The organism is Allomuricauda sp. XS_ASV26 (genome assembly GCF_041224615.1).
In the GTDB taxonomy this organism is placed as follows: domain Bacteria; phylum Bacteroidota; class Bacteroidia; order Flavobacteriales; family Flavobacteriaceae; genus Flagellimonas; species Flagellimonas alginolytica.
Window position 1 is genome coordinate 968,492 of record NZ_JBGFGK010000033.1, and the last position, 24,450, is coordinate 992,941.

Here is a 24,450-nt window from a genome sequence, read left to right on the forward strand (position 1 = left end):
ATCAATCAAAACCATGTTTAAAAGAGTACTGCTAACCGCCCTTTTAGCCATAATTTTTGTTTCCTGTCAGCAAAAACCAGAATCCGATATCAGCTACGAAATTTCTGCTGTGTTGGTAGATAGTATTCCGCAACTTAAAATAAAAATGACCTTAGAGGCCAGTTCGGACGGCACTACATTGCTTTCTTTTCCCAACGAAGCATGGGGCGAAGAAGACCTGTTTAAAACACTTGGCCGTATGGAACTTTTAAATGTAGAAGGCGTGGTGGAAAAAGATGTGGATAGTGGTCGGATTGTATTAATGCATCCGAAAGGGGTGAAAAAATTGGAGTTTGAATATTTTCTTAAACAGGATTTTGAAGGAGAAATTTCAACTCGGGAAATATACCGACCTATTATCAATTCAGATTATTTCCATGTGTTTTCCCATAATTTGTTCATGGTACCGGAAAATGCAAAGCATAGCATGGATATTGTCTTGGATTGGACATCTTTTGGGAAAGATTATGTTGTTCACAACAGTTTTGGGAGTAATAAGAAAATGCAACTATTACAAAACCAGGATATGGATTTGTTCAATAGCGCCATTTTTGTTGGAGGTGATTTTAGAATTTATGAGCGGCAAATACAAGGGAACAGGGTCAGCTTGGCCACCCGAGGCGATTGGATTCCTTTTGCGGATGAAGACGTTTTTCTGGTTTTGGAAAAGACCTTGACCTGTCAGCGAAACTTTTGGAACGATCATTCCCAAGACTATTTTACAGTTACCCTGCAACCCTTTCCGCAAGAAAACGGCAGTAGTTTTCAAGGTACTGGTCTAACCAATTCCTTTGCAACATCGGTTTCCAACAACCATCAGACCGATATTGGTCAAATGGTGTATCTTTTCAACCACGAGTTAATGCACAATTGGATCGGGCATACCATAACCAACGATAACGAGGAAGAACAATATTGGTTCAGTGAGGGGTTTACCGAATATTATACTTATAAGAATATTGCGAAAAACAAGATCAATGGGCTGGACGGTGCTTTTTTTGTTCAAGAAATCAACCGTACTATTAGAGATCTATACGCATCATCGATAAGCGAGGTACCCAATGCTGAAATCAACTACGATAACTTTTGGTCCGATTATGAGTATTCCAAACTTCCGTATTGGCGAGGGGCGATTTTTGCCTTTTACCTTGATCAGAAAATTCAACAAATAGGTGATGGCAGCCAAAGTTTGGACCATGTAATGCATCAGATCTATGCAGATGCCACCACTAAGGACCAAAAACTGACCCATGATTATTTCATTCAAGTGATGGATGGGTTTTGGGATGGTGATTTTGAATCGGTTTTCCAAAAGTATATTGAAGAAGGGCAAAAAGTGGATTTGGTAGCACTGTTTGATGCACTGGCATTGGAATACAGTGCGGAAAGTGATATTTACGAGTTGGGATTTAAATTTACCGATGACCGAAAGGAAATTGCAAGCGTAACAGACGGAAGCAAGGCTTGGGAAGCAGGTGTCCGAGAAGGTGATGAGGTATTTTCCCGAAGCATATGGCAAGGCAATATTGATCATAAAGTTGAGCTGGGCCTCCGAAGAAACGGTGAGGAGTTCAATATATCGTATTACCCGGTAACAAAAGCAGCGGTACCCCAATTGAAGCCCGCTTCAGAAAATATCGAAAAGCTTGGATTTTAGCTTACCAATGCTGTATCCAAAAGCTGTAGGCCATCATCGATCAAATGGCCTACTTTTGGATTATCCTGCTTAATGTGCTCCAAGTGTTCCATAATCTCTTTCTGAAAAGCCCGATTATTGTCCTGCTTGGCAAGTTCATACAATTCTACCGGCAGTAACCAGTCCTTTGGATGGTCCTTTTTTAAGGCTTTTAATACCTTGTTTCGGGAAATTGTGGTATTTGTTCCTTCCCTAAACTCCCTCACTTGTTTATAAAATAACTCCAGTTGTAATCTTTTTTCGCTTTTCTTGGGTTTGATGGTACTTTCTGTGATTTGATGGCTCATTAAATTAAAGCTGTTCAGGTCGGCAGGGCCGTTGTAGGCCGAAACAATATTTTGGCCAACAGCCATGTGGTACAAACCCCAGTCGGGTTGGAACAACACATTGTCGCCATGCGTAACCGTACAGTTTTCAAATGTTATCAATATGATTTTGCCCATTAGATTACGGGTTCCGGTAATAATGGTCCCCGTTACTTTAATTCCACCTTCAAATTCGAGGGTTATCTGTTCACCTTCATATATTTTGTAGGCCTTAAGGTCTCTTGGCCCCATATCTTCGATCGCGATATTGATGCCTTTCAATTTACCGATCGGTGAACCAAAACCTTCGGTATGGTGGGCTATACTGTGCCCAACAAGTTCTTTTTCTCGATAGGCCAGTGCAGTTCCGCTGTTGGTCTGTATGTAGATCGGTTTCGCGTTATTTTCGATCACATTGCTGAACTCTCCCGAGATTTGCAGACCAGTGCTCAGTTCAATAGTGCCGAGTGCTTTGGATGCTATCAATTTTTTGATCCCTGCCAGACCTCCCGTCCGCACGGCCATGGTGTTGGCAAAGTCTTCCAGTACCTGGCTCAAAAAGGCAAAATCGGGTGTTACAAAAAGCTGGGGTTGAGGTTTGGTAATGTCGAATTCGGTATGTGCCGCTTCGATGGAGTAGGGAATTTTTTTCACCTTGTCCGTCATGCACCAAGCACTTTCGCCAATAGAGGAAAGTAGTCCCGCTCCATATATTTTTGGGTTGTCCACAGTTCCGATGAGGCCATATTCCACTGTCCACCAGTGCAGGTTTCGGATAAGCGCCATTTCACTGGGCTCGCCCATATTTTTTTGTAGATGTTCAATGTGTTCTTCCGCTTCTTCTATCTCACTTTGAGGAGTTCCATGTGCCTCTTTTATTATTGAAAGATGGCGAACCGCATTATAGAGTTCGTAGTCTTTGGCACTGGAAATCGCCTTGCAGCCAATTTCCCCGAATCTACGCAAGTATTCCGCATATTCTGGATTGGCGATAATAGGGGCATGTCCGGCACCTTCGTGAATAATATCCGGGGCAGGGGTGTATTCGATGTTTTCAAGTTGTCGAATGTCCGATGCGATTACGAGTACGTTATAAGCCTGGAACTCCATAAAGGCCGAAGGAGGGATAAATCCGTCCACAGCAACGGCTGCCCAACCAATTTCTTTCAAGATTCGGTTCATGCCATACATATTGGGAATGTGGTCAATGGAAATTCCGGTCTTTTTTAGGCCATCTACATAGGATTTATGAGCCACTTTGCTCAAATAATCTACATTCTTGCGCATAACATAACGCCAAACAGCCTGGTCTATAGCCGTGTACTCTTCATAATTTTGGGGCTTTATGAATTGTTTCAGGTGTTTTGGGAGTTTGTCCAGAATTGGATTGGATTCGTAGTTCATAGGTCAATTTTTATGCGACCTAAATATACGAAATCGATATAGGATATTTTCTTAAGAATCGTTAAGCGCAATAAAAAACCGCCCTAAAGGGCGGTCTAAATTTTAGTTGGTGGCCACGGCCATTTGTGGGGGGTATTTCTCGAGAATTTGAGAAACAAATTCACGGATACGCTGTTCTTTCTTTTCAATATTGTTGGTATTGTTCAAGGTGCCTATTCCACGACCTTGCCATACCAGTTCTTTTTTATTGGCATCGATCACATCAATATATAGAGAGCCCTCGGTGCTTGTGCTTACATTGTTGCCTCCCCAGCCCCAACCCGGGCCCCAGGCCCATGCAGGACCCCAGCCCCAACCCGGGCCCCAGCCAAAGTTGTTGTTGTACACATCTACACGTTCGCGTTCTTTGGTGAATATACTGATCAGCATATCGGGCTTATCCGATTTAACAAAACCTCTTGACCCCATTTCGGCCTCAATGGCGCGCAGGATTCTTTTTTTGTCCAAATCGGAAATTTGGGCTTTATCTATTCCGGTTTTATAAAAGGCGTAACTCTTGTAATTGTTGAAGTCAGCTTTCTGATCATAATCAGAAACGACCCGAACAGAGGAACAAGAAGCTAAAAACCCGATGCAGAAGACGGCAAGTGCCAAACGTGTTAAACTTTTCATAGTACTTTTTTTAATTGTTTGAGATATCCCTAAAAAGACCACAAATATTATGCCGAAAATTAAATTATTGAGCGTTGATTTTAGGGTCGTAGCCAAACGGGCAATGTCGGCAACCACTTTCGCAACAGTATCCACGTTTTAGGTGATATTGCTCGGTAAAAACCCGATACCCATGTTCCGATAAATAATAATCCCCTTCTTCCAGTGGAATGCGTTCTTTCATCCGTAGCCCAGCTTTTACTACCTAAAAATAAGGCTTTCGCACCAAAACTGCCAAGGATTTAGGATTTTGAAAACAATGTTGTTCACCGAAATTGTTGATGGAATTATCGTAACTGTCCAATTTTGAGCGCTTTTTGCAGTTATATTTGTTGGTAACCAATTGACAGTAACCATTTGATACTCGTTTTTAAACATTTCTTTTATAAAAATTATGTTGGCCTTTCGCTTTGGCCATTCATTATTTTAAAGGAAGATTCCTTAAAAGCGGATGAGGTGCTCATCAACCACGAGCGCATCCATTTAAAACAACAAAGGGAACTGCTCATATTACCTTTTTATATTCTTTATGTTTCCGAATGGTTGTTGCGTACGGTATTGTATTTGGACAGTTACCGTGCCTACCAGAATATAAGTTTTGAACGGGAAGCCTATACCAATGAAAAGGATATGCAGTATCTTTCCAAGCGGAAAACCTTTGGGTTTTTGCAGTACCTGACCCGTTAATTTTTTAGATTGAACATACCCGATCAGTATATTGATTTGCCCCTTTTGAGAGAAAAGGGTATTCGCCTTTGCCTGAAAAGAGAAGATACGATCCATCCCTTTATATCTGGGAACAAGTACCGTAAACTTAAATATAACTTGATCGAGGCCAAAAACCAGGGCAAAAGTACCTTGCTCACCTTTGGTGGGGCCTTTTCCAACCATATAGCTGCCACTGCCTTTGCAGGGTTTGAACAAGGCATACCAACAATAGGGGTGATACGTGGCGAAGAGCTGGCGGACAAATGGCAGAGCAATCCGACTTTAAAACTTGCGCATGAACAAGGTATGCAGTTCCATTTTGTGTCGCGCAGCGATTATCGGACTAAAGAAACTCAGGCCTTTGTTGAAAAGTTAAAAGAAAAATTTGGTGATTTTTATCTGTTGCCCGAAGGTGGAACCAACACTTTGGCAGTAAAAGGCTGTGCCGAAATTTTAACGGAATCCGATGCTCAATTCGATTACATCTGTAGTGCGGTGGGTACAGGCGGTACCATGGCAGGGCTTATCAATGCATCTAGAGCGCATCAGACCGTCTTGGGATTCCCGGCCTTGATGGGTGATTTTTTAACCCACGAAATTCAAAAATATTCACATAGCGGTCAATGGCGCCTTATTATGGATTATCATTTTGGAGGGTACGCCAAATTAAATGCCGAACTGGTCGAGTTCATCAATCTTTTTAAACAAAAAACAGGCATCCCACTGGATCCCATATACACAGGTAAGATGCTTTTTGGTATTTTTGACCTTATAAAACAGGATTTTTTTACACCAGGAACCCAAATCTTGGCAATCCATACAGGGGGGCTGCAGGGCATAAAAGGCATGAACCTTGTATTGAAAAAGAAGAATTTACCGTTATTGGACGTATGATCAGGCGAATAGGTTATGTATTGATAGTGGCGCTTTTGCTTTCTAGCTGTGGTGCAAAAAAGAAACGTAGTACCCACCGTAAGGGGGCTCCGACCATTAGTAATTCCGACAGAACTCCCACGAGTTCCCCAAAGGAGAACACGGATGAAACCGGGCTATATCCCATGCCGGAAGACACCGGGCGTTTTGAGCGTTTTCCCATTTCGGATACCCAGGATTATATTGAGACTTTTGCCGAGATTGCCCAGTACGAAATGCATGCGTATGGTATACCCGCCAGTATTACCTTGGCACAGGGCATTTTGGAAAGTGGCTCCGGTCGTGGGGAGCTGACCCTAAAAACCAATAATCATTTTGGGATAAAGTGCCATGCCGGCTGGCAGGGCGAGTTCGATTTTCACGACGATGATGCCAAGGGCGAGTGTTTTAGAAAATACAACCATCCCATGTACTCCTTCCGCGATCATAGTATTTTCCTGTCCACACGTTCACGCTATGCGTTTTTGTTCAATTATAAACGGGACGATTATAAAAAATGGGCTCATGGTTTGCGGCAGGCCGGATATGCCACCGACCGCAAGTATCCCCAAAAGTTGATTGCACTTATAGAAAGGTACGATTTGCATAAGTACGATGAAGAGGTCGTTGAAAATGGGTTGTCCACGGTTAGGGATACCAAACAATATGAAGTGTTTACCCACGAAGTGAAGAAAGGGGATACACTTTACGGAATTTCCAAACGTTACGATATTTCGGTCGAGGAACTGCGCCGTCTCAATAACCTGAACGGCAATATTATTTCCATAGGTCAAATACTCAATATTCGAAGGGCGCAGTAGTTTTTATATCATTCAGGGCAGAACGAAGAATCTCTCTTATCCTGATGAATTCCGTTTCCAAGAACGAACGATCCTCATTACCTTTGCAGCACCTGCGTCAACCTGAACTCGTTTCAGGTTCTCATTGTTTTTTTGACTGACAACAATGGGATGCTGAAATAAATTCAGCATGACGGGATGAATAAAAGTATACTATGATCTACCAACGAAGCAGTGCCTTGTTTGCAGAGGCCAAAAAATACATCCCCGGAGGGGTTAATTCACCAGTAAGAGCATTCAAAGCGGTAGGGGGCGACCCTATTTTTATCAAGGAAGCCAAAGGAGCGTATTTGTACGATGCCGATGGCAACCAACTTATCGATTACATTGCTTCGTGGGGGCCGCTTATTTTGGGTCATGCCTACGAACCGGTGATCAATGCTGTTATCGAAAAGGCTAAAAAGGGCACTTCCTTTGGAACGCCCACCGAAATCGAGACCGAACTTGCCAAACTGGCGGTGTCCATGGTGCCGAACATTGATAAAATACGCTTTGTAAACAGTGGAACTGAAGCTTGTATGAGTGCGGTACGCCTCGCGCGCGGGTACACGGGCAAGGACAAGATCATCAAGTTTGCCGGTTGCTATCACGGCCATTCGGATTCCTTTTTGATACAAGCAGGAAGTGGTGCCGTTACCTTTGGTAGTCCCAACAGTCCCGGGGTTACGCAGGGCACGGCCAAGGATACCCTATTGGCGGATTACAATGATTTGGAAGGCGTAAAGGCCTTGGTGGAAGCGAATAAGGGCGAAATTGCCGCGATTATTTTAGAACCTGTAGCGGGGAATATGGGCTGTATTATTCCTAAGGATGAATTTATAAAAGGCCTACGCGAACTCTGTACACAAGAAGGTATTTTGTTGTTGTTTGATGAGGTAATGACGGGCTTTCGTCTCGGAAAAGGGGGTGCCCAGGAAACTTTGGGGATTGATGCCGACATTGTAATGTTCGGGAAAGTAATCGGTGGTGGATTGCCCGTAGGGGCGTTTGCGGCCCGTGCAGAGATTATGGCGCATCTGGCGCCCGAAGGGCCGGTGTACCAAGCAGGTACCTTGAGCGGCAACCCTTTGGCGATGAGTGCCGGACTAGCCATGCTCGCCGCGCTGAATAACCAACCTGAAATTTTTGACAGCCTTGCCGAAAAAACGGAATATTTGCACAAGGGCATTGCCGAGACCCTGACAGAAAAAGGTGTAAAGCACCAAATTAACCGATTTGGTAGTATGATCTCTGTACACTTTACGGACGAGCCTGTGGTGGATTTTGCCAGCTCCGCGAAGGGCAATAACGATACCTTTAAAAAATACTTCCACGGCATGTTGGAGAACGGGGTGTACTTACCGCCCTCTGCTTTTGAAAGCTACTTTTTAAACGATGCCCTCAGTTATGCTGATTTGGATAAGACGATTGAAGCGGTGGGGAGGGTGTTTTAACGGTATTATGTATTCGCAGTTGGAGTTTTGCACCGTGATTGCTTAATTGAACAGTGACTTTTGTTTAGATATTTACTGCTTGCTAATAACTTAAAAGCAAAGGTTTATAGCTGTTGTTGGCAACAGAGCTTTATTTTACATATGCAAATGATTGAGGTGGATGTAAATTAAAATCTGTTCTCAAACACTTTGGTTTTTTATATTTTTTTTGTTTTTTAACTTGGATTGCAAATCCTTTTTCTCTATCTGAAAAATAGTCGTAAAAAAAATCTTCCGTAATTCCTGAATGTTCTTTAGTTAAGTCCCAAAGAGTTTCAAGGTCATTATTGAAGATTTTTCCAATTTCAAATTCGCCTATTACTTTCTGGACAGGCGATGAAGCATAAACGATAACTGACTTTACGTTTCTGTTTTTAAAAATGGCTTTTCGAAACTCAAATTTTTTAGTGCCATCAAATATTTTAAAAGCAAATTCCGGTTTAATCGATAAAACTACTTTCATATATTATTTTCGGTTGTATGCAAATTTAACTAATCTGTTAAATTGCGAATTATCTATTTCTATAAATCCACGAGGCATATTCATGATGTCTGGAATTACACCAATTTGGTTTAAATCGTTTAATGTCGGTTTAGGTGTTGGAAAAGAATGGGCGTAAAGAAATTTTATCACGAATGGTCTGTATTTTGGATACCTGTTCCACCAATCTTTTTCTAAATCCTCTTTTTTAATCATAGTTCGCCTGTAACAAGCTTTGTAAAAATCATCAAACGAATTAAATCCATCAATTACTTGTTCGACTATACAAATAGAGGTTACTGTACTAGAATATTTTTTAGGTTTGGTATCTCCCATTCTGTAAATAATGATTATATCTCCCGATTGAAGATGTCTGTCTTTGGAATGAGAAATATACACTTTACCTATTCTGTTTCGATGTGGTTCATTTTCGGTATACTTTGTTTCGTCTTCACGAGTATTTATACTGTCAGGAAATAATTCTGTATGGTATTGAGGTTCTATTTTGATAATATATTTTCTTGTTTTCCATGAGAAAAACGGAAAAGAGTTTTTGGGCTTTTCAATATCAATTGGTAAAGTCTTTCCAAAAGGTCTTGTTAAGACAATTTCATCTCCGTTTTTTGTGCTTTTGATGCCGTGTTCAACGAAACCCCAATCTTTCATCATTTCAATTAATTGTCCTTGTTCTGGTCGTTTGTCGAAAACAGTAACATATATTTCGTCGACTTTATACTGTATTGCATTGTCAAAAACTATTTTTAAAAACCTTTCACCAATTTTATAACCGTTACTAATAACTTTTAGGGTTCCTATTTTTAATCGTTTTTTTTGTTCAAATGCAGGTTTTATTTCAGAGTAATTTTCTGTTTCGCCCTCAACTTTAATATAAAGAAATGCCGTCAAATTATTATCGCTATAACAGACATAGCATACTTTGTCAAATTTTGATTTGAACCAATTATCAAACTCGTTGTAATCCTCTCTGAAACTATCAAAAAAACTGTCGTTTAAGTCGACTTCTGCGAATTCCACTTTTTTAACTGCAAGTACATTGTATTGAACTAATTCAGGATTTTCAGAAGTTACTTTTTCAAGGAAGGTTTGAATTTTGAATACCTTGTCTGAAATTCCGAGTTTTTCAGCCTTAAGGTGTATTTTCTTATCTTGAGTAATTAGCAAATCTATTCTGCCCTCAAAAATTTCATTCAGTAAATGTGTGTCATTTACATCATTATCATTAGTATCAAATTCAGAGCTTATTTCTGCTACTTTTTCTGAAAACGGAATTTGATGTTTAATTCGATTGTAGCTATCTAATTTTATTGAAAACGTTTCAACAACTTGTTTGTTTTTGTAATCTTCAATTTCAGATACTGTGATTGGATGAACGTATTTTTCGTAATGTAATTTGTCTATCCAATTGAATAGTTGTCCAATGTCATGTTCAATTACTTTGTTTGCTTCTCTGTGAATAATAATATTAGTGTCTAAAAGTACTTTCATTCAATATTTGTTTTACTCGCATCGTTAGCCACAGTTTTATTCTGCTTCGTTGTTCTCATTTTGATTTTCAGCTTCTAGTAAAGTGTTTATATGGTGTAAAATATATTTTACATTTATATGCATCGAATATGGGATGCATTCACTCAATTCATCATCCTATATGCCAAGCATAACTAGTTTCTGTAAAGTATAGGGGAGGGGCTGCGGTACGCAAAATAGCAATTACCCGTAAAATTCCATTGCAGCAAAACCTTAAAAAAACTGGGGGAAAAGTGCAGTTTGCAGTAGGCAATAAATATTTGTAAGTCATAGGAGGCTATTCCCAGGGGGTAGAGAATTAAAATCGATATTCCATTTTTAAGAGAACAAACCTTGGCAAGAGTCTGTATTGGGTGGTAGCAGTTCCGATGTCACTGACCGCAAAATTTCTAAATCTTTGGGTGTTGAAAAGATTACTGCCCGAAAGGCCTAAATTCAGTTTGTTCTCAATAAGTTTATATTGAGCCTCAAAGTCTAAAAAAAAATAGGTGTTTTCGGTTTGCAGATTCCCAAAATAGTAACGTTCTGACTGTAGTTGGACATCCAACTTTTTATTGATTACAAAAGATAAATCCAAAAAACTCACATTGTCTGTAAATGAATTTTCTACCGTGGTCTGTATTTCCGTGTTCATCCATTTTGTACCAATGTGGTAGTTAAAAATACCTTTAAACCCGGAGCGCAGTTCCAATCCATAATTGTAATTTTTAGATGTAACTTCACGAAAGTCAGAACTGTTTACGATGTTCTTAAATTCGCTTTGCGTATAGCCCAAATCCAATTTTAGATTTGAGGAGATAAACTTGAAATAGTAATCGAGTTTTGAATTGATGTTGATAAACTCGCGGTCCTTAATAAGAATCTTTTGCGATTGGGCAAAATTCTGCTCAATTATGGTGTTCGTGGAAAAAAAGTCGTGGTTTTTATTATAAATTATAAACGTGTTGGCAAAAAACCTATCGCTCCAATTCCCTAATTGATGATTAAAGACCAAACTTGAAGCATCAAGTTGATTGAAACTTCCTGTGCCTTTTGAAAACGAGCGAAATCCCGTTAACACAAAATTACTGTAAACATCTAGAATTTTTGCATTGGTAGTGTTATAGGAATAGGAAGTCATAATTTTGTTCTTGTCGTTTATTTTCCAGTCAAGCCCAATACTTGGGTTGATAAAAAAAGGATTTTGATTGGACGAGATTTGATTGTCCTTTAATTGGTTGAAGAGTTGATGAAAATTCAATTTCCCTGTAAGCCCTAAGTTTTTGACTTTCAAACGGTACTTGCTTTTGAAATATAAATCATTGACTTGGTAATTTGCTCCATTTTGGTAACCATTGGGCTGAACTAAAAGAGTTTCATTTTCCAAAAGCGAAAAAGTGGTAGATAATTGGTCCTTTCGGTATTCATTGCCCAATTGAAGTTCCAACAGGTTCCCATTTTCTTTACGGTCCAGTAAATGGGCGTTGATGCCCGCAAACTGCATTTGGTTTTTGCTCAATTGCTTAACGTTGTTTGCATTTTCACTATCGGGAAACAAATTTTGGTAAAAGAATTGATTTAAACGATAGTTTTGTGGTGTTTGCTCATCAATAAAGCGACCAGTCAATAAAAAAACCTTTTTATCTTTAAACTTATTGGTGTAACTTATCTTTTGGTCAAAAAGCGTGTTTTTGTATTGTAAATTTTCTATTGTCGAATTGCTGTTGAACACTAAATTAGAACTGTCGTTAAATTCGCCATTGTTGTACTTTGTAGTGGCTTCCAACATTTTGGTTTTTGACATATTATAGATAATATCCAGTTTGCCAAAGGTTATCCGTTTTGTATTGCGCAGTTTATAATCTTCGGTATTGGTAAAATTGGTTCCATTTACATCTACCACATCGATACTGTTACGAAAAAAGGCGGTCTCGTCGGCATTGAAAAAACCCAATGTCTTTATTTTAAGTTTTTCGGTGGGATTAAAAATAGCATTGAGCGAAACTAGTTCCACATTGTTGAAATTGGTTCTACTTTGTTTAAAATTAAGTTGATTCGGCGATAGGCTTAAAATAGAATTGACGCTTTGGTTATCGCCAATGCTCGCAGGTTCGTTGATTCTAAAAGGTCTAATTAGATTTTCTATATCGCCAGTGGCATCGTAACCAATAGTATTCAGGTTGGTAAAAAAGTGGTATTTGTTTTTTTTGCCAAAGTTCATTAGGTTTCCTTTGAGTTGATAGAATTGACCATTACTCAAACCGGTTTCGAAATTCCCGAACCAAATACGTTTGGACTTTTCGTTCAATTTAAGGTTTAGGGCAACCTTGTCACTTTCCTCAACACCATTTAGTAATCTATTGTTTGAATAGTTTTTTAGGATTTCCACCTCCTCAATAGGGTAGGCGGGCATATTTTTGGAGAGTATTTTATAACCTCTTTCAAAGAGATCATCGCCATCCACCATTAATTTTTCTATTTCTTGGTTGCCTACCTTTATAGTTCCGTTATTATCTATTTGCAGTCCCGGAATTTTTTGAAGTAAATCCTCGACGGTTTGTTCTGTCCCGTTTATAAAGAATTTGGTTTTAAAATTGATAGTGTCTTTTTTTATTGAAATGGGTCTTTCTGCATGAATTATTACTTCATTCAAATTGATAACTTCATCTTCTAATCTAATAACAAGAGAAAATTCCTCATTTATTTTTTCTAAAAATATAATCTTAGACTTTTTTTTATAGCCAATACCAGTAAAGTTTATCTTATAATTTCCTGAAGGTATTTTTGAGATAAAGAACCGACCATTTTCATTTGTTGTGGTTGTTTTTATAATTTGACTAGATAAGTTCTCAATGTAAACATTTATAAATATGGCAGGTTCATCATATGTGTTGACAACTTGCCCTTTAATGCTAACTTGAGAATGAACTTGGTTAATGTATGCAAATCCTAAGATTCTTAGAAACACAAACGCTCTATTAAAATTCAATTTCAATATCATTATTTCCCTCTTGTGTCAATTCAATATTAGCTCCTCTTGGTAATTTTGATAAAACTTTCTTTTTGAAGAATTCTCTTGATCTTATTTTTGCGTTTTTTCTTATTTCAATAAACTCCCGTACAGAGATAGCGTGTTCACTATCAATTACTTCTAATTTGTTGTTTAAATAATCATATGGTATTTCAATCTTTTCTAAAAGAAAGGATACTTGATTTGTATTGTCGGTTATATTGATTATTATCCCAGGTAAGCCATGAAATTTCCATGGTCCTATTGAAATTGGAATTTCCTCGGTATACCAAGCAACATAGTTCCTGCCTCTAAATCTGGTTGTTGCTTTTTTGCATAAATATTTATCAATTTTTTTTGTTTCATTCCCAAGTTTCCATTTCACTGTTATTGGTTCAACAATACTGTATCCAGTGTATGTTTTGCCATCGTCCTCTGTGATAAAATCATAAGAGTATATTTTTTCTTGCTTAAAATTTGTTCTGATAACTGGTTGAATGCTATCGGGAGTTTCTGTGTTTAGCACTATCTCTCCAGTATATTCGTTACTTACTACTTTTTCAGGGATAATTCTTTCTATTAGTTTGAATTCAGAATCTCTATCCTTAGAAATAAGGCTATAGTATGTTGGCGAATAACCATTTTTTTCTAACAACATCTTATATACTGCCTTAAAACTATTTTGAGAAAAAAGATTTATTGACATTAATAAGAATATGATATTGATATATAGTTTGTTTTTCATATGAATAAGATTTTTTTAAAGTTAAATACCTCCAAAGACTTATTAAATAGCCTTTGGAGGAATAATAATTATTTGAACCAACTACCTACTTTAAATTTGACACAAGTCCACCATGATACATCATGTAATGTAATTGTATATGAATCACCATTAATTTTGAATTCACCTGAGCAAGTAGCGCAGACCTCGTCCGACGAATTATTTTTTTCGATTGTAGTTGCTTGAATGGATATTAGGCCACCCACAGCAATGACAAAAATTAAAAATCTCTTTTTCATAATCATTATTTCATTATTTCCTTTATCAATTCTTCACAACTTTTACCGTGGACTGTTATCGTATAACTATCGCCAGTATTGTTGTTCTTAATTGTAACAGTACAGTCAAAGGGAAATGTGCTTAAATTATGATTATTACTCTTCGTTTTCTGACCATCTATTGACAATTCAATACGATTTATAGTATTTAAATCTGAACCCTCAATTTCTGCTGCATAAGCAAACATTCCAACTAGCATAAAAGCTAAAGCAAAAAATACATTTTTCATCTTTAATTGTATTTAATGGTTAACCAACTTCATTAAAAGTTGAGTCGGGAATTAGTCCCTTTTTGGTACCCATTTTAACTTTACACGTAAATTATTACTCCGGTTTTCCTCTTTTAGTGAGTGACTTTTAGGCTGTGTTGTGTATAACTATGCACATCGGCCTCTTAATTTTAACCATTTGTATAAATGCCGTGTTTGGTCAAATGACCACCGACATTTTATCGAGCAGCAAAACATAGGGGGGAATACCAAAATCAGGTATGTCCAGTTTTGCATCGTCTTCATGCCTTGCAAAAAGACGTATCGATAAAAAATAGGGAGGTTGAAATGGCAAAATAGCAATTACCCATAAAATTCCATTGCACAAAAACCTTAAAAAAACTAGGGGAAAAGCGCAATGTTCAGTTGACAATAGGCAATTAGCAATGAACAATGGATAGTTTTATGGAGACAGGAGACAGTGGTTGGTATTTTAAGCCGGAATACTAGTCGTTGGCTTTGCTGTTCTTTTTATCGGCGGTTTTTTGCACGTCTCTATAATCAATGTCGTTATCTACAATATTTTTAAAGGCCTCGATCCATCCATTTTTAAAGATATTGATCACGGTGGGCCACGTTTTGGTTTTTACATTGTTGAGGTCGCCTTCAATGGGCACTTTGGTGGCCAAGGTGTTCTCCTTGTGATTTTTTAGAACAAACTTAAAGAAGCCAACAAAGCCTTCCCACAGAGTTTCCAAAAAAGCATCTTCCTTTCCGATCAACTTCGCATTTTTAATGATCGGTTTTAGGGAACCTTCTAAATAGCCATCGGCAATCGCCATTTCACCATAAAAGTTAAACTGGCCCTTGCTAAAATCGATGCCTGCATAATGGTCGGTAAAATTGTTCAGGGCAGTGGCATCGGCATTTTCCAAAGAGAGGGCCAAATCCATATCCGGGATTTGCTTGACCAGGTCCATTTTACCCTCCAAATGCAAGTTTCCTTCGCCAAAAGATACGGCATCGGCCACCAAGTTGGAGGGGAGTCGCTCCCCGGTGCGTACCACATTGCGCAGGTTGTTGGCGTATAGTTCTATTTGATCGAGGTGAAGATCAATATTGGGGTCGGCAGCGAGCTGCACAAAGGCCATTTTACCATCGTGGATTTCCAGTTGGTTAATGTCGATCGGAACCAAATCTGTCAACGCTTTGGTCCAATCGTCAATGTTGGCATTTGCTTCCGTTTCTTTTTGTTGGTCCTCGAACACATAAATAAGCGAGGGCCGGTACATGCTGATCTCGCTTACGATTTTGCCTTTTAACAACGAGGCCCACTCAATGGAGATGTTCGTTCGTTCAAAATTGAGGAAAGGAATCTCGGTTTCGGCATTTACTTTGTTCAAGTACAATTGATCTATGGTGTAGGACCCGGTGATCAGGGAAAGGTCAATATCCTCCACCTGGCCATAATACCCGGGGATATCGGCCAATACCTTGTTTACATAATTTTTTACAAGGTAGGGGAGCGCCAACCGAAGGCCCACCAAAAGCACAAGGATAATGACCGGAACCAGAAAGCGTTTTCTTTTGATGATATGTTTGCGAATAGTCGACATACTCAGTTTTTTTCTTTTTTGCCATTACCGGTCACTGTGTCCAACAGGCCAGCTTTTAGGTTGAGCCACAAATAATTGAAAAAGGATTTATCCTGTTCCCTTTTTACGGTAAAATCACCGTGCCTAAAACCGTCCTTATCGGTTTTGTGGCCATTTTTGGCAAAGAGATTTACCACCGCGGTGAGGAGTTTGTTAACGCCCAAACGATTTTTTTTGAGAATGGTAAACTCAAAATTGTCGTATTTCATTTTTATATCCCCATGCGATTCCAGTTCGTTGCCGTTTATGGTAAAATACATTTGCTGTACGTTGCCCTTCACCTCGGCCTGTAGGTTGGATTTTAAAAAAGGGTTAATGCTTTCGGTCTGGAAATTGGATAGTGATCCTTTTACCAAAAATGCGTTGGTCTTGTTTTGGGGGTCAAAACTCCAATCGAGTGCAAAGGGAGCATTGTCCATTAATCTGGCCTTTATGGCTACCATAACCTCCCCATGGCCATGGCTGTGTAGATTGCCCACGGTGGCCTCAATACCGGAAAAGCTCACATTTTCTGGTTCCACATCGGCCTCTATCCGTTCTTGGTAGGTTATGAGACCGTTCGAAATTTGAACAGTATCCACTTGCAAGTCCAATTGCATATCCCTTAAGGTTGCGTTGTATAGTTTTTTATGTGTGGTATCGTCTGGTAATAATTTGTCGCGGTACACTTGAAATTTTGGGGATTGCAACAGAAGTTCTGACAAATGGAAACAGGGTCTTCCACTTTTGCTGCCGAACCCCCAATTTTTTAAACCGATATGATCAATCTTTAGGTCGTAATGGTCGTGTTCCTTGGACAGTTTTTTGGAGAGTTCGGAAGGGCTGTACCTGGTGCGCCATACAAATTTTTTCAGCCCTCCTTTTTCGGAGGATAGATGTAATTGTTCAAAGGCCACATATTCCAATGGGTTGATTTGGAAGTAGCCGTCTTCGGTGCTCAATTGAAATTTATCGTAGGTGAAGGGAATCATCTCTTTTGCACTTTCCGAATCAAATTGGATGTCCGACATGGACAGATGTATGCCTTTAACCGTTGCTGTACTGTCCAATTTTGTGTTACCCATCACAAAGTTCCCGTTTTCTAAACTGAAATTTTTGATGGTATATGTATTTCGGGGTTTTTCTTTGGTGGTTGATGAAGAAGAATCCTTTTGGGTTGGATGATAGGAAAATGTAGGGGATTTTACTGTGAGATCGGTAATGGTAATGTCCGCATGTAAGAGCAGGGGAAAAAGTCTTAATCCAGAAATGGTGAAGGATTCTGCCTTAAAATCCAGGTTTTGTTTCCTATGCTTTGCATTTACCTGACCCAAGCTTATTTTTCCGAATAGTACATTGGTGCTCAATGTTTCATAAGTTACATGGACAGATGGTGGTAGTTCTTCTTCCAATATGGATTTTACCTTGCTTGTGAAGAACAGTTGTGCAGCTATCGCGATCAGCATCAAAATAGCCAAAGTAAGGACTACCAGTTTTAAAGCTCGCTTGTTTTTATGTGCGGACATATAAGTTTTGATCGGGTTGTTTTCGACTACAATTTAGAGGATTCATCATCCTTTAAAAATACCAATGCCTCCGAGGGAGTGTCTATTTGAACCGCTTTGTTGTGGTGCAATAGTATGGGCTGCGTGACGACCGCAGGGTTGTTGACCAGTATTTTTAGCCAATCTTCATCTGATTTTAGGTCTTGCGAACTGCCGTATTCCTTTTTAAAATTGGGATGTTGGGTGTTTATGAGGGCTTTGATGGACTTGCCCAACCGTTTTGCAATTTCTGTCCATTGTGTGCCGGTCACCTTGGTTTTGGACAAATCTATGTCCTGTACTTTTTTCGATGAGGATTGTAGGTAGGCCAAGGTCTGCATACCTTTTTGAGTTTCTGCGTTGTAGTACAGGGTTATTTCTCGATGGTTTGTTGCTATTACTCCCATGTCTGTTTTCATTTTAAATAAAATTTACGTTAAGCTAGCTTTTTGTGATGATGGGGCTTAACGCAATCCAATTTTTTTGTGTCGTAAAAGCGGATAAAAAAAGCGGGACAAATGCCCCGCTTTCAACACAAACTAACTCATACTAAACAATAATGGTCTACGATAACAAAAGGTAGTGCCTAGTATTGAGCATCTGAACAAATAAGTATTATAAGCGTTCGTAAACGAACTGGTAGTTTCCTCTTTCACCTTCTGCGCTGGTGTAGGCTGTAAAATCGAATTTGTAATAATTACCGTCGGCGTCCTTAACAATATAGTACACATCTTCGTTGATCACACCGCCAAAGGCATCTCTCCATCCGCTGCCCACAACTGCTCTGTTATCGTACACAAATGCAGATTCTTCCACATCGGTCCTGGTAAAGTTCGCATAGGTGGGCACATCGGCTTCAATGGTAACCTGATAAAGGCCAACACCTCCCATGGTATTGTGCAGTACATAATCGGAAAACGTTAATCCGGCAACAAGCGGGCCTTGGTTTCCATAATAGGCGAAAACACCACTTAGGTTAATGTCCCACTGTTCTTTTGTTGGTTCCACGCTAACAGTATCCCCATTGGTCAAACTAAAGGCAGTAAGGTTGTAAGCTGCATCTTTGTTCACCGTTACTTCGTTGTAGGACTCGGTTTCGGCCAAATCGGCGTATTGGAGGGTATAGCTGTTGCCATCGGTTAGGATTCTGATTTTCATGAAACCTCTTTGGTCCCCTGTATGTTTTATGCTTCCCGTTTCGGCCGGTTCCGTAGGGATTTCACTTCCTAGACTTATAATGTACACAAAATTCTCTTCTGCTGTGGTGGATACTTCGGCAATAGCGGTGTCATCCAGATTGCCTTCTGGTCTGTCCGTAAAGGAAATTCCAGCTTCCAGATCACCATATTGTTGGTAGCCGACCGGTAGTCCTTGTACCAGTTCGGCAACGGTATTTACGGTGACGGTGGTTGGTTGGAACATGGCATCCAGGGCATTGAGTTCCATGGATTCGGGCAGATTGCTTGCTTCCGTAACAGAAAGCAGGTCGGTAACACCGGTCAACTCGGCGGCCGATACCAAAAGGGAGGAATTTAGAAACACCCGGTTTTCCGTTCCGTTGTAAAATGCTATTTCCCAGTTATCCCGCTTAACTGCAGTTTGTGTGGCAGAGCTAAAGTCGAAATATACTTGGTTAGGTATATTGGAACCTCCATTTTCCGAATCCACTACGCCGCTGGTAGAAGCAATGGGGGTGTAGCTTACCAAAGTGGAGGTTGTTGTGCCTTGGGACCAATCCGTTTGATCAAATCCATCGATGGTAAATGTTACGGACTTTGTGGAACCTTCTATGGCATTGGTGAGTTTATTAAACGTAAAGGAGGCGTTTTGTGCTCCACTTGCTACGGGAACGGACAGTGTTCCTGTTTCCCCATTGGGAGACGTGGTAAAATCTGTTCCATATTCGGCATTGGTGCCAGTATAGCTTAAGGTAATCGTGCCGGCCTCGGATGCTGGCCTGGAAAAATTGAGCTGCACATCCACAGCGGTGTCCTCTTCGTTGGTGCTTACGGTCTCGCTGCTAAAATTAACGGTAAAGTCAATAAGGTCCTGGCCTTCATCATCGCTGCAAGAACTAATGAGCAAAACTAGGGCGATTGCTTTTAGAATGATAATTTTTTTCATTGGTTTTAATTGAAATTTAGATTGTATAATAGTTTTAGGTAATATGATCTTCCATTGCCGAACAAACGACTGGGAGTTCCTCCGCTGCCATGTGTGCCGCTCGGGCTGTCGGTTGCGTTTACCCGAACAATGTCGAAGAGGTTTCTTGCACCCAAAGTGAGGCTTAGATTTTTAGTGATATTGGTCCTAGCCGACGCATCCATCCATGTAAAGTCGTCTGTTTGTCCCACAACATTTCCATTAGTGCTACTCTGTACTATTTGGGTTCTTCCGGTATATTTTAGCTGTGCGGACAGGGTGGTGTTTATGGAGGGTATGGTGTAGCCTAGTGAGGATTGTAGGTTAAAGCTCCATAAATAATCGTTGTTATTGTCCTCGGATGCATCTATTTGTGTGGACTCTCCCATGTAGGTCATGCCCAGTGAAGCTTGCCAACGGTTCATGATCAGTGAGTTTTCTAAAGAGAACCCCAGGATTCTTGAACGATCTACATTATCAAAAGTGAACAGGTTTCGATCCTGTTCGTCCACATCTATAACGGAGGCTATTTTTCCATCAATATCAAAATAGTAAGATTTTAAGGCGGTTTTTAGCATCCCGGTTTCGGACAACCGGAACTTTTCCTCTATGTTCAAGAAAAGGGATATGCCATCTTCGGGATCTAGGTCGGGGTTTCCCTGTACGTTGTGGTTGGAATCTACAAAGTAGAAAAACAGTTCTTCAAAGTTCGGGGCCCGGAAAGCGGAACCGAAAACAGCTTTTATTTTAAATGTATTGCTTATGTCGTAGGTGGAACTCAGGGACCAGATCAGTTTGTTGCCGAATTGGGAGTTGTTCGTAAATCTTGCTCCGGGGAACAAGGAGAACTTATCGGTTAGGTTAAAATCGGCCACTCCAAAAAAATCATAGTTCTCCAAGGTATTCTCGACCACATCGCTCGAGTATTCACTGGTGGCAATGGCGTCGAATCCGGTTTGATGGTTAAACTCGTACCCCAATTGTAGGTTAAAAAAGCTTGATTTTGGAACTAAATTGCTCACAAAGCCCTTGGAATACCAAATTTCACTGGATTGACTCAGATCGTCGGCGATAATGGATTCGATGCCCTGTTGTAATATATTGTACACGAATTGCTTGTAGTATCTTTTCTGTTTTTGATGGGACAGGGATAGATTATAGATCGTTGGTCCTTTTAATGGTCCTGTGAGGTTAAGGTTATTGATGGTTCTTTGGGTATCAAAATTTTCGTCCAATGCGGTAGGGTTCACCATTCCTGTGTTACTGTCCACTCTCCCGTTTACAAAAGAATTGTATACGGGGACCGATTCGTCATAATATTGGATCTTATAGAAAAGGTTGTGCTTTCCGATACTGGTATTAAAGTTGCCATAGGCGGTAAGCTGTTCTTTTGGGTTCCATTCCATACCGCGTAGGCTATCGTTGACCACCGCGTTGTCTTGGATGTTTACGTAGTTTTGGCCTTGGAAGTCGTTGAAAAAACCAGCATAGTCGTTTCGCGAACCGCCAATGGAAACACTCGTTCTATCGCTGATCTGGTAGCTTACTTTGGCATTTTGTATATGTCTGCCTTTATCGAACAAAGCATATTCGCTGCCTACGCTCTCTTCTTGTACGGACAGTTGAATCTGCCATTTATAAACACCATCCGGACCTCTTTTGGTTACAATATTGATAACCCCGGCCACGGCATTATCGCCGTATAGAACACCCATGGAGCCTTCCACAATTTCGATGCGCTCCACATCTTCCAGATTTATTTGGGTAATGTCTATATTGTTCCCCATTCCGTTATCACTGGCCATGGGGATCCCATCGATCAGTACCTTTACATATTGACCGTCCAGGCCGAACATGCTTATAGTTGAGCGCCCTGTAGATGGGTCTGGGGTAACGGTTATGTTAAGGTTGTAGTTAAGAATGTCGGCCAAATTGTTTCCGGCTACTTTTGCAATATCTTTTTGGTCGATAACACCTACGGCGAACAATTTTTTACTGAGGGACATTACCTTGCTTTCTCCAGTTAGGACAACTTCGTCCAATTTTTGCATGGACATGGAATCTTGTTCCATGGTTGGGGTTTCTTGACTGATGCTGATGTTGGTGCAAAAAATTATAATTGTTAAAAAGAATAGACTATTCTTATTTAGACTCATTATTGATAAATTTGTCGCAAATATATAGTTTATTTGAAATGAATCTAAATAAAAATAAAATTAATTCCAGGAATATTGGGATTTAGGTCGGAAGCGGGAGCAACTATATGGTCTTATTGGGTAAATAAGAAGGAAGTAGAGGGTGTTTTTATCGGTGCCGTTTTCAAAATGCTATCACCAATATCCTAAAAAGTCTAGATGCTATCAACAAGATGGGCGTACAGTAAACCGGATAAAATGGCCAGGCCAAAGCTCAAAAGCGTACCAATAAGTACGTATTCGGTTAGCTTTCTATTTTTGCCTTTATTGAGGTCCCCAAACCTAAATACGGACTTTGCAGCTATCAGCAAGCCGATGGCGGCCCATTGCTGCATCAAGATAAAACCAAAAACAAAAAGACGTTCCAGCATGCCAATATAGGTGCCGGCATTTTTTAACGAACCGCCCTCATTTGGATCATCGGTTTTTGCAACTTCATTTATATAAGGTGCCAGGAGCATTCTCATAATAATTCCGGACACGAAGGTCACAAATGCCAAAAAAGTAATCAATAGCAATGTCCTTTCATCAAAAAGATGTGCGTAATCGATTGGAAACGGATGTGCCCAATATAAAATAATGCCCAAAACCAGTAGATGTAAAAATTGATCTACAACAAAGAGCCATCTGTAGTTTTTGGAATTGGTAAGGGATAATTTTCCCAGATCTATGAGATAATGTGATGCAACAATGATCAATATGGCCCCTATATTTTTAAATTGGAAAAGGAGCAAAAGTACCAATGCATGTATGCCAATATGAAAGTAAAGGTATTTGGACCGCCCTTTTTTTTCTAGTTTGTCTTCTACCCAATGTCCTGGCTGTAGTACAAAGTCGCCCATAAAATGGGCAAGAAGTAGTTTAAGGGCAAAAAGCATCATAATTGTTCGAGTTGTGTCCTGTAAAATTGAATCATTTTTTTGACTTCTTCAAATCCTGCTTTTTTTAATTCTTCGCTTATGTTTCCTTGTGATTTGTTAAGTAGATTGGCAAGTTCTTTTTGGTTCAACTTTGGGTTCTCCATGGCGTATTTTACCGTTTTGGATATGGCTGGTGTCCAACTATCCATGGTTAGCAGGGCAAGTTCCAGCAAGAGGTTGATCTGCTCGTTTACACTAGAGTTCGGAGTTTGTATGCCCAATCGTTGTTTTTTGAGTTGCTCAAAACATTGGCCGGAGTTTATAAAGGCCGAACCGTTGGATTCTGTAATTTTGGTTGCTTCATGGTTTTTATCTCCCAGGCCTATGGCTATCCGAACATCCATGCGGCGTATTTGTTTTATACATGCCTTAATGTAAATCGCCGCTTCCAGGGCCAACTCGGGAACGGTCTGTAGTTGAAAACTGTCCCCTCGGTATATTTCCCACTCGGCCGGTTCTTTGCCAAATGTGTCCAAAGCTTGTTTTAGCAGTGGAAGCCATGTGCTGGCGTTATGTTCGGAAGAGTTTTTTATGTCTCCGGTAAGTACGGCTATCATGGTTAGTAGTTTTGTTGAATATCTGTAAATTAATAGATAAAATTAAATATCTGTAAAAAAGCAGATAAACAAATATATCTGTAAAAAAGCAGATAAACAAATATTTTTACGTAAGGGACATAACAAAAGAAGCCGCGACCATGGCAGGCGCGGCTCCTTAAAATCAACAAAAAACACTATCCTCTTCTCCCTCTCTCCTCCATTTTTTTCTTGCCGTGCATAGACTTTTTATGTTTCTGCATTTTTTTCCAGGCCTCATACTGTTTTTCATCCAGTATTTTTTTCATCTTTTCTTGAACGGCGATTTGATGGTCCAACCGTTCATTTTGCATTTTAAAATGTTCTTCGGACGTTGGTTTTTTCCATTCACCATTCTCTTTCATCGATTTCATTTGATCCTGTTTCGCTTTCCTCAACTCGGCATTTTCCAAATTAATTTCATATACTTTGTCAAATTGTGCTTTTGTAAGGTCCAAGGCCAGGGTCATCCTTTTCGTGTGTAGAGTGGCCATTTCTTCTGCGCTCAAGTCCATTTTTTGACCTTTGTGCATTCCTTGTCCACCATGTTTTTGAGCGGCTATGCCAACACTGATCAGCATAACCATTATTACTGTTAACCGTTTCATATTACTGTATATTTAAGATTTGCTCCTTGGACAAGGATCCTTGACAAAGGTTTAATCCTTCTACATAGATTATGATGCTTTTAACAGTGGGAACGTTGAAAGGGTAGTTTGATTACCGGAGCTCTTCTTCGAGGTTTTTATTGGTATCATCATCAAAATCCCCGGTGTCCTGGAAATTGGTCTCGGCATACGTTTCTGATGTGATGGTTTCCTGGAATTTATCGTTTTGCTCCACTAGGTAGTAAAGGGCTGAAGCTGCCACGAAACAGATAAAGTAAACTAAGCTCTTTGTCTTGTAGGTCATGATGTTGAGATTTGGGATTACTAAGGTAAGCAAAGACAATTGAAATCTCAGTGATATGTTGTGAAACAATCTTGTTTAGATGTGAACCTTAAAAAAAACAAGGTGTAACCGGTATGAAAACCGATTACACCCTGA

Annotated in this window: 23 protein-coding genes; 5 read left to right on the forward strand and 18 right to left on the reverse strand. The window is 39.8% G+C overall.

Annotation, left to right across the window (positions count from 1 at the left end):
- Positions 1-13: 13 nt before the first annotated feature.
- Positions 14-1,696 carry a M1 family aminopeptidase gene (locus AB9K32_RS16375; protein WP_369885831.1) on the forward strand — a complete coding sequence of 561 codons (1,683 nt, stop codon included), beginning with the start codon at positions 14-16 and terminating at the stop codon, positions 1,694-1,696.
- On the opposite strand, the gene AB9K32_RS16380 is transcribed toward AB9K32_RS16375, so the two are convergent.
- The 3 genes from AB9K32_RS16380 to AB9K32_RS16390 form a co-directional block, all read right to left on the reverse strand.
- Positions 1,693-3,444: an aromatic amino acid hydroxylase gene (locus AB9K32_RS16380; RefSeq protein ID WP_369885832.1), complete on the reverse strand. Its 1,752-nt coding sequence runs from the start codon at positions 3,442-3,444 to the stop codon at positions 1,693-1,695. The two genes, AB9K32_RS16375 and AB9K32_RS16380, sit on opposite strands and share 4 nt — an antisense overlap.
- Positions 3,445-3,546: 102 nt before the next feature.
- Positions 3,547-4,116, reverse strand: a complete 570-nt coding sequence (locus AB9K32_RS16385; RefSeq protein ID WP_369885834.1) for a DUF4136 domain-containing protein — start codon at positions 4,114-4,116, stop codon at positions 3,547-3,549.
- A gap of 64 nt (positions 4,117-4,180) precedes the next feature.
- Positions 4,181-4,339 carry a DUF5522 domain-containing protein gene (locus AB9K32_RS16390; protein ID WP_224836419.1) on the reverse strand — a complete coding sequence of 53 codons (159 nt, stop codon included), beginning with the start codon at positions 4,337-4,339 and terminating at the stop codon, positions 4,181-4,183.
- 173 nt (positions 4,340-4,512) lie between these two features.
- On the opposite strand from AB9K32_RS16390, the gene AB9K32_RS16395 reads away from it, so the two are divergent.
- From AB9K32_RS16395 to AB9K32_RS16405, 3 genes are read left to right on the forward strand one after another with little or no spacing between them, the layout of a single operon-like run.
- A complete protein-coding gene (locus AB9K32_RS16395; RefSeq protein ID WP_224836420.1) occupies positions 4,513-4,842 on the forward strand; it encodes a hypothetical protein in 330 nt (109 codons plus the stop codon).
- A gap of 9 nt (positions 4,843-4,851) precedes the next feature.
- Entirely contained in the window at positions 4,852-5,757 is a 906-nt protein-coding gene (locus tag AB9K32_RS16400; protein WP_369885837.1) for a 1-aminocyclopropane-1-carboxylate deaminase/D-cysteine desulfhydrase, read from the forward strand.
- Entirely contained in the window at positions 5,754-6,596 is an 843-nt protein-coding gene (locus AB9K32_RS16405) for a glucosaminidase domain-containing protein (RefSeq protein ID WP_369885839.1), read from the forward strand. Before AB9K32_RS16400 ends, AB9K32_RS16405 begins: the two co-directional genes overlap by 4 nt.
- 36 nt (positions 6,597-6,632) lie before the next feature.
- Here the strand turns inward: AB9K32_RS16405 and AB9K32_RS16410 are convergent, their stop codons facing one another.
- The gene (locus AB9K32_RS16410) at positions 6,633-6,767 is read right to left on the reverse strand and encodes a hypothetical protein (RefSeq protein WP_369885841.1); all 135 of its coding nucleotides are present in this window, start codon (positions 6,765-6,767) and stop codon (positions 6,633-6,635) included.
- 23 nt (positions 6,768-6,790) lie between these two features.
- On the opposite strand from AB9K32_RS16410, the gene hemL reads away from it, so the two are divergent.
- On the forward strand, positions 6,791-8,068 hold the full coding sequence (gene hemL / locus AB9K32_RS16415) for a glutamate-1-semialdehyde 2,1-aminomutase (protein ID WP_369885843.1): 1,278 nt from the start codon (positions 6,791-6,793) through the stop codon (positions 8,066-8,068).
- A gap of 130 nt (positions 8,069-8,198) precedes the next feature.
- Here the strand turns inward: hemL and AB9K32_RS16420 are convergent, their stop codons facing one another.
- The 14 genes from AB9K32_RS16420 to AB9K32_RS16485 form a co-directional block, all read right to left on the reverse strand.
- On the reverse strand, positions 8,199-8,570 hold the full coding sequence (locus AB9K32_RS16420; protein WP_369885845.1) for a hypothetical protein: 372 nt from the start codon (positions 8,568-8,570) through the stop codon (positions 8,199-8,201).
- A 3-nt stretch (positions 8,571-8,573) separates the two neighbouring features.
- Complete coding sequence (locus AB9K32_RS16425) at positions 8,574-10,094, reverse strand: PIN domain-containing protein (protein WP_369885847.1); 1,521 nt, start codon at positions 10,092-10,094, stop codon at positions 8,574-8,576.
- A gap of 337 nt (positions 10,095-10,431) precedes the next feature.
- Positions 10,432-13,113, reverse strand: a complete 2,682-nt coding sequence (locus tag AB9K32_RS16430) for a carboxypeptidase-like regulatory domain-containing protein (RefSeq protein WP_369885848.1) — start codon at positions 13,111-13,113, stop codon at positions 10,432-10,434.
- On the reverse strand, positions 13,091-13,867 hold the full coding sequence (locus AB9K32_RS16435; RefSeq protein WP_369885850.1) for a GLPGLI family protein: 777 nt from the start codon (positions 13,865-13,867) through the stop codon (positions 13,091-13,093). Before AB9K32_RS16435 ends, AB9K32_RS16430 begins: the two co-directional genes overlap by 23 nt.
- Before the next feature lie 283 nt (positions 13,868-14,150).
- Positions 14,151-14,414, reverse strand: coding sequence for a hypothetical protein (locus AB9K32_RS16440; protein WP_224837836.1), 264 nt, complete (start codon positions 14,412-14,414; stop codon positions 14,151-14,153).
- 485 nt (positions 14,415-14,899) lie between these two features.
- Complete coding sequence (locus tag AB9K32_RS16445) at positions 14,900-16,009, reverse strand: DUF748 domain-containing protein (RefSeq protein WP_369885852.1); 1,110 nt, start codon at positions 16,007-16,009, stop codon at positions 14,900-14,902.
- A 2-nt stretch (positions 16,010-16,011) separates the two neighbouring features.
- On the reverse strand, positions 16,012-17,553 hold the full coding sequence (locus AB9K32_RS16450; protein ID WP_369885854.1) for a DUF748 domain-containing protein: 1,542 nt from the start codon (positions 17,551-17,553) through the stop codon (positions 16,012-16,014).
- A 26-nt stretch (positions 17,554-17,579) separates the two neighbouring features.
- Positions 17,580-17,990 carry an ArsC/Spx/MgsR family protein gene (locus tag AB9K32_RS16455; RefSeq protein ID WP_293293715.1) on the reverse strand — a complete coding sequence of 137 codons (411 nt, stop codon included), beginning with the start codon at positions 17,988-17,990 and terminating at the stop codon, positions 17,580-17,582.
- A 196-nt stretch (positions 17,991-18,186) separates the two neighbouring features.
- Positions 18,187-19,695, reverse strand: coding sequence for an HmuY family protein (locus AB9K32_RS16460; protein WP_369885856.1), 1,509 nt, complete (start codon positions 19,693-19,695; stop codon positions 18,187-18,189).
- Positions 19,696-19,700: 5 nt separating this feature from the next.
- On the reverse strand, positions 19,701-21,785 hold the full coding sequence (locus AB9K32_RS16465) for a TonB-dependent receptor plug domain-containing protein (RefSeq protein ID WP_369885858.1): 2,085 nt from the start codon (positions 21,783-21,785) through the stop codon (positions 19,701-19,703).
- 278 nt (positions 21,786-22,063) lie between these two features.
- On the reverse strand, positions 22,064-22,789 hold the full coding sequence (locus tag AB9K32_RS16470) for a DUF3307 domain-containing protein (protein ID WP_369885859.1): 726 nt from the start codon (positions 22,787-22,789) through the stop codon (positions 22,064-22,066).
- Positions 22,786-23,385, reverse strand: coding sequence for a transcriptional regulator (locus AB9K32_RS16475; RefSeq protein ID WP_369885861.1), 600 nt, complete (start codon positions 23,383-23,385; stop codon positions 22,786-22,788). The genes AB9K32_RS16470 and AB9K32_RS16475 overlap by 4 nt, the downstream gene beginning before the upstream one ends.
- A gap of 176 nt (positions 23,386-23,561) precedes the next feature.
- Entirely contained in the window at positions 23,562-24,011 is a 450-nt protein-coding gene (locus AB9K32_RS16480; RefSeq protein WP_224837828.1) for a hypothetical protein, read from the reverse strand.
- Positions 24,012-24,123: 112 nt separating this feature from the next.
- Positions 24,124-24,315, reverse strand: coding sequence for a hypothetical protein (locus AB9K32_RS16485; RefSeq protein WP_252080606.1), 192 nt, complete (start codon positions 24,313-24,315; stop codon positions 24,124-24,126).
- Positions 24,316-24,450 lie beyond the last annotated feature (135 nt).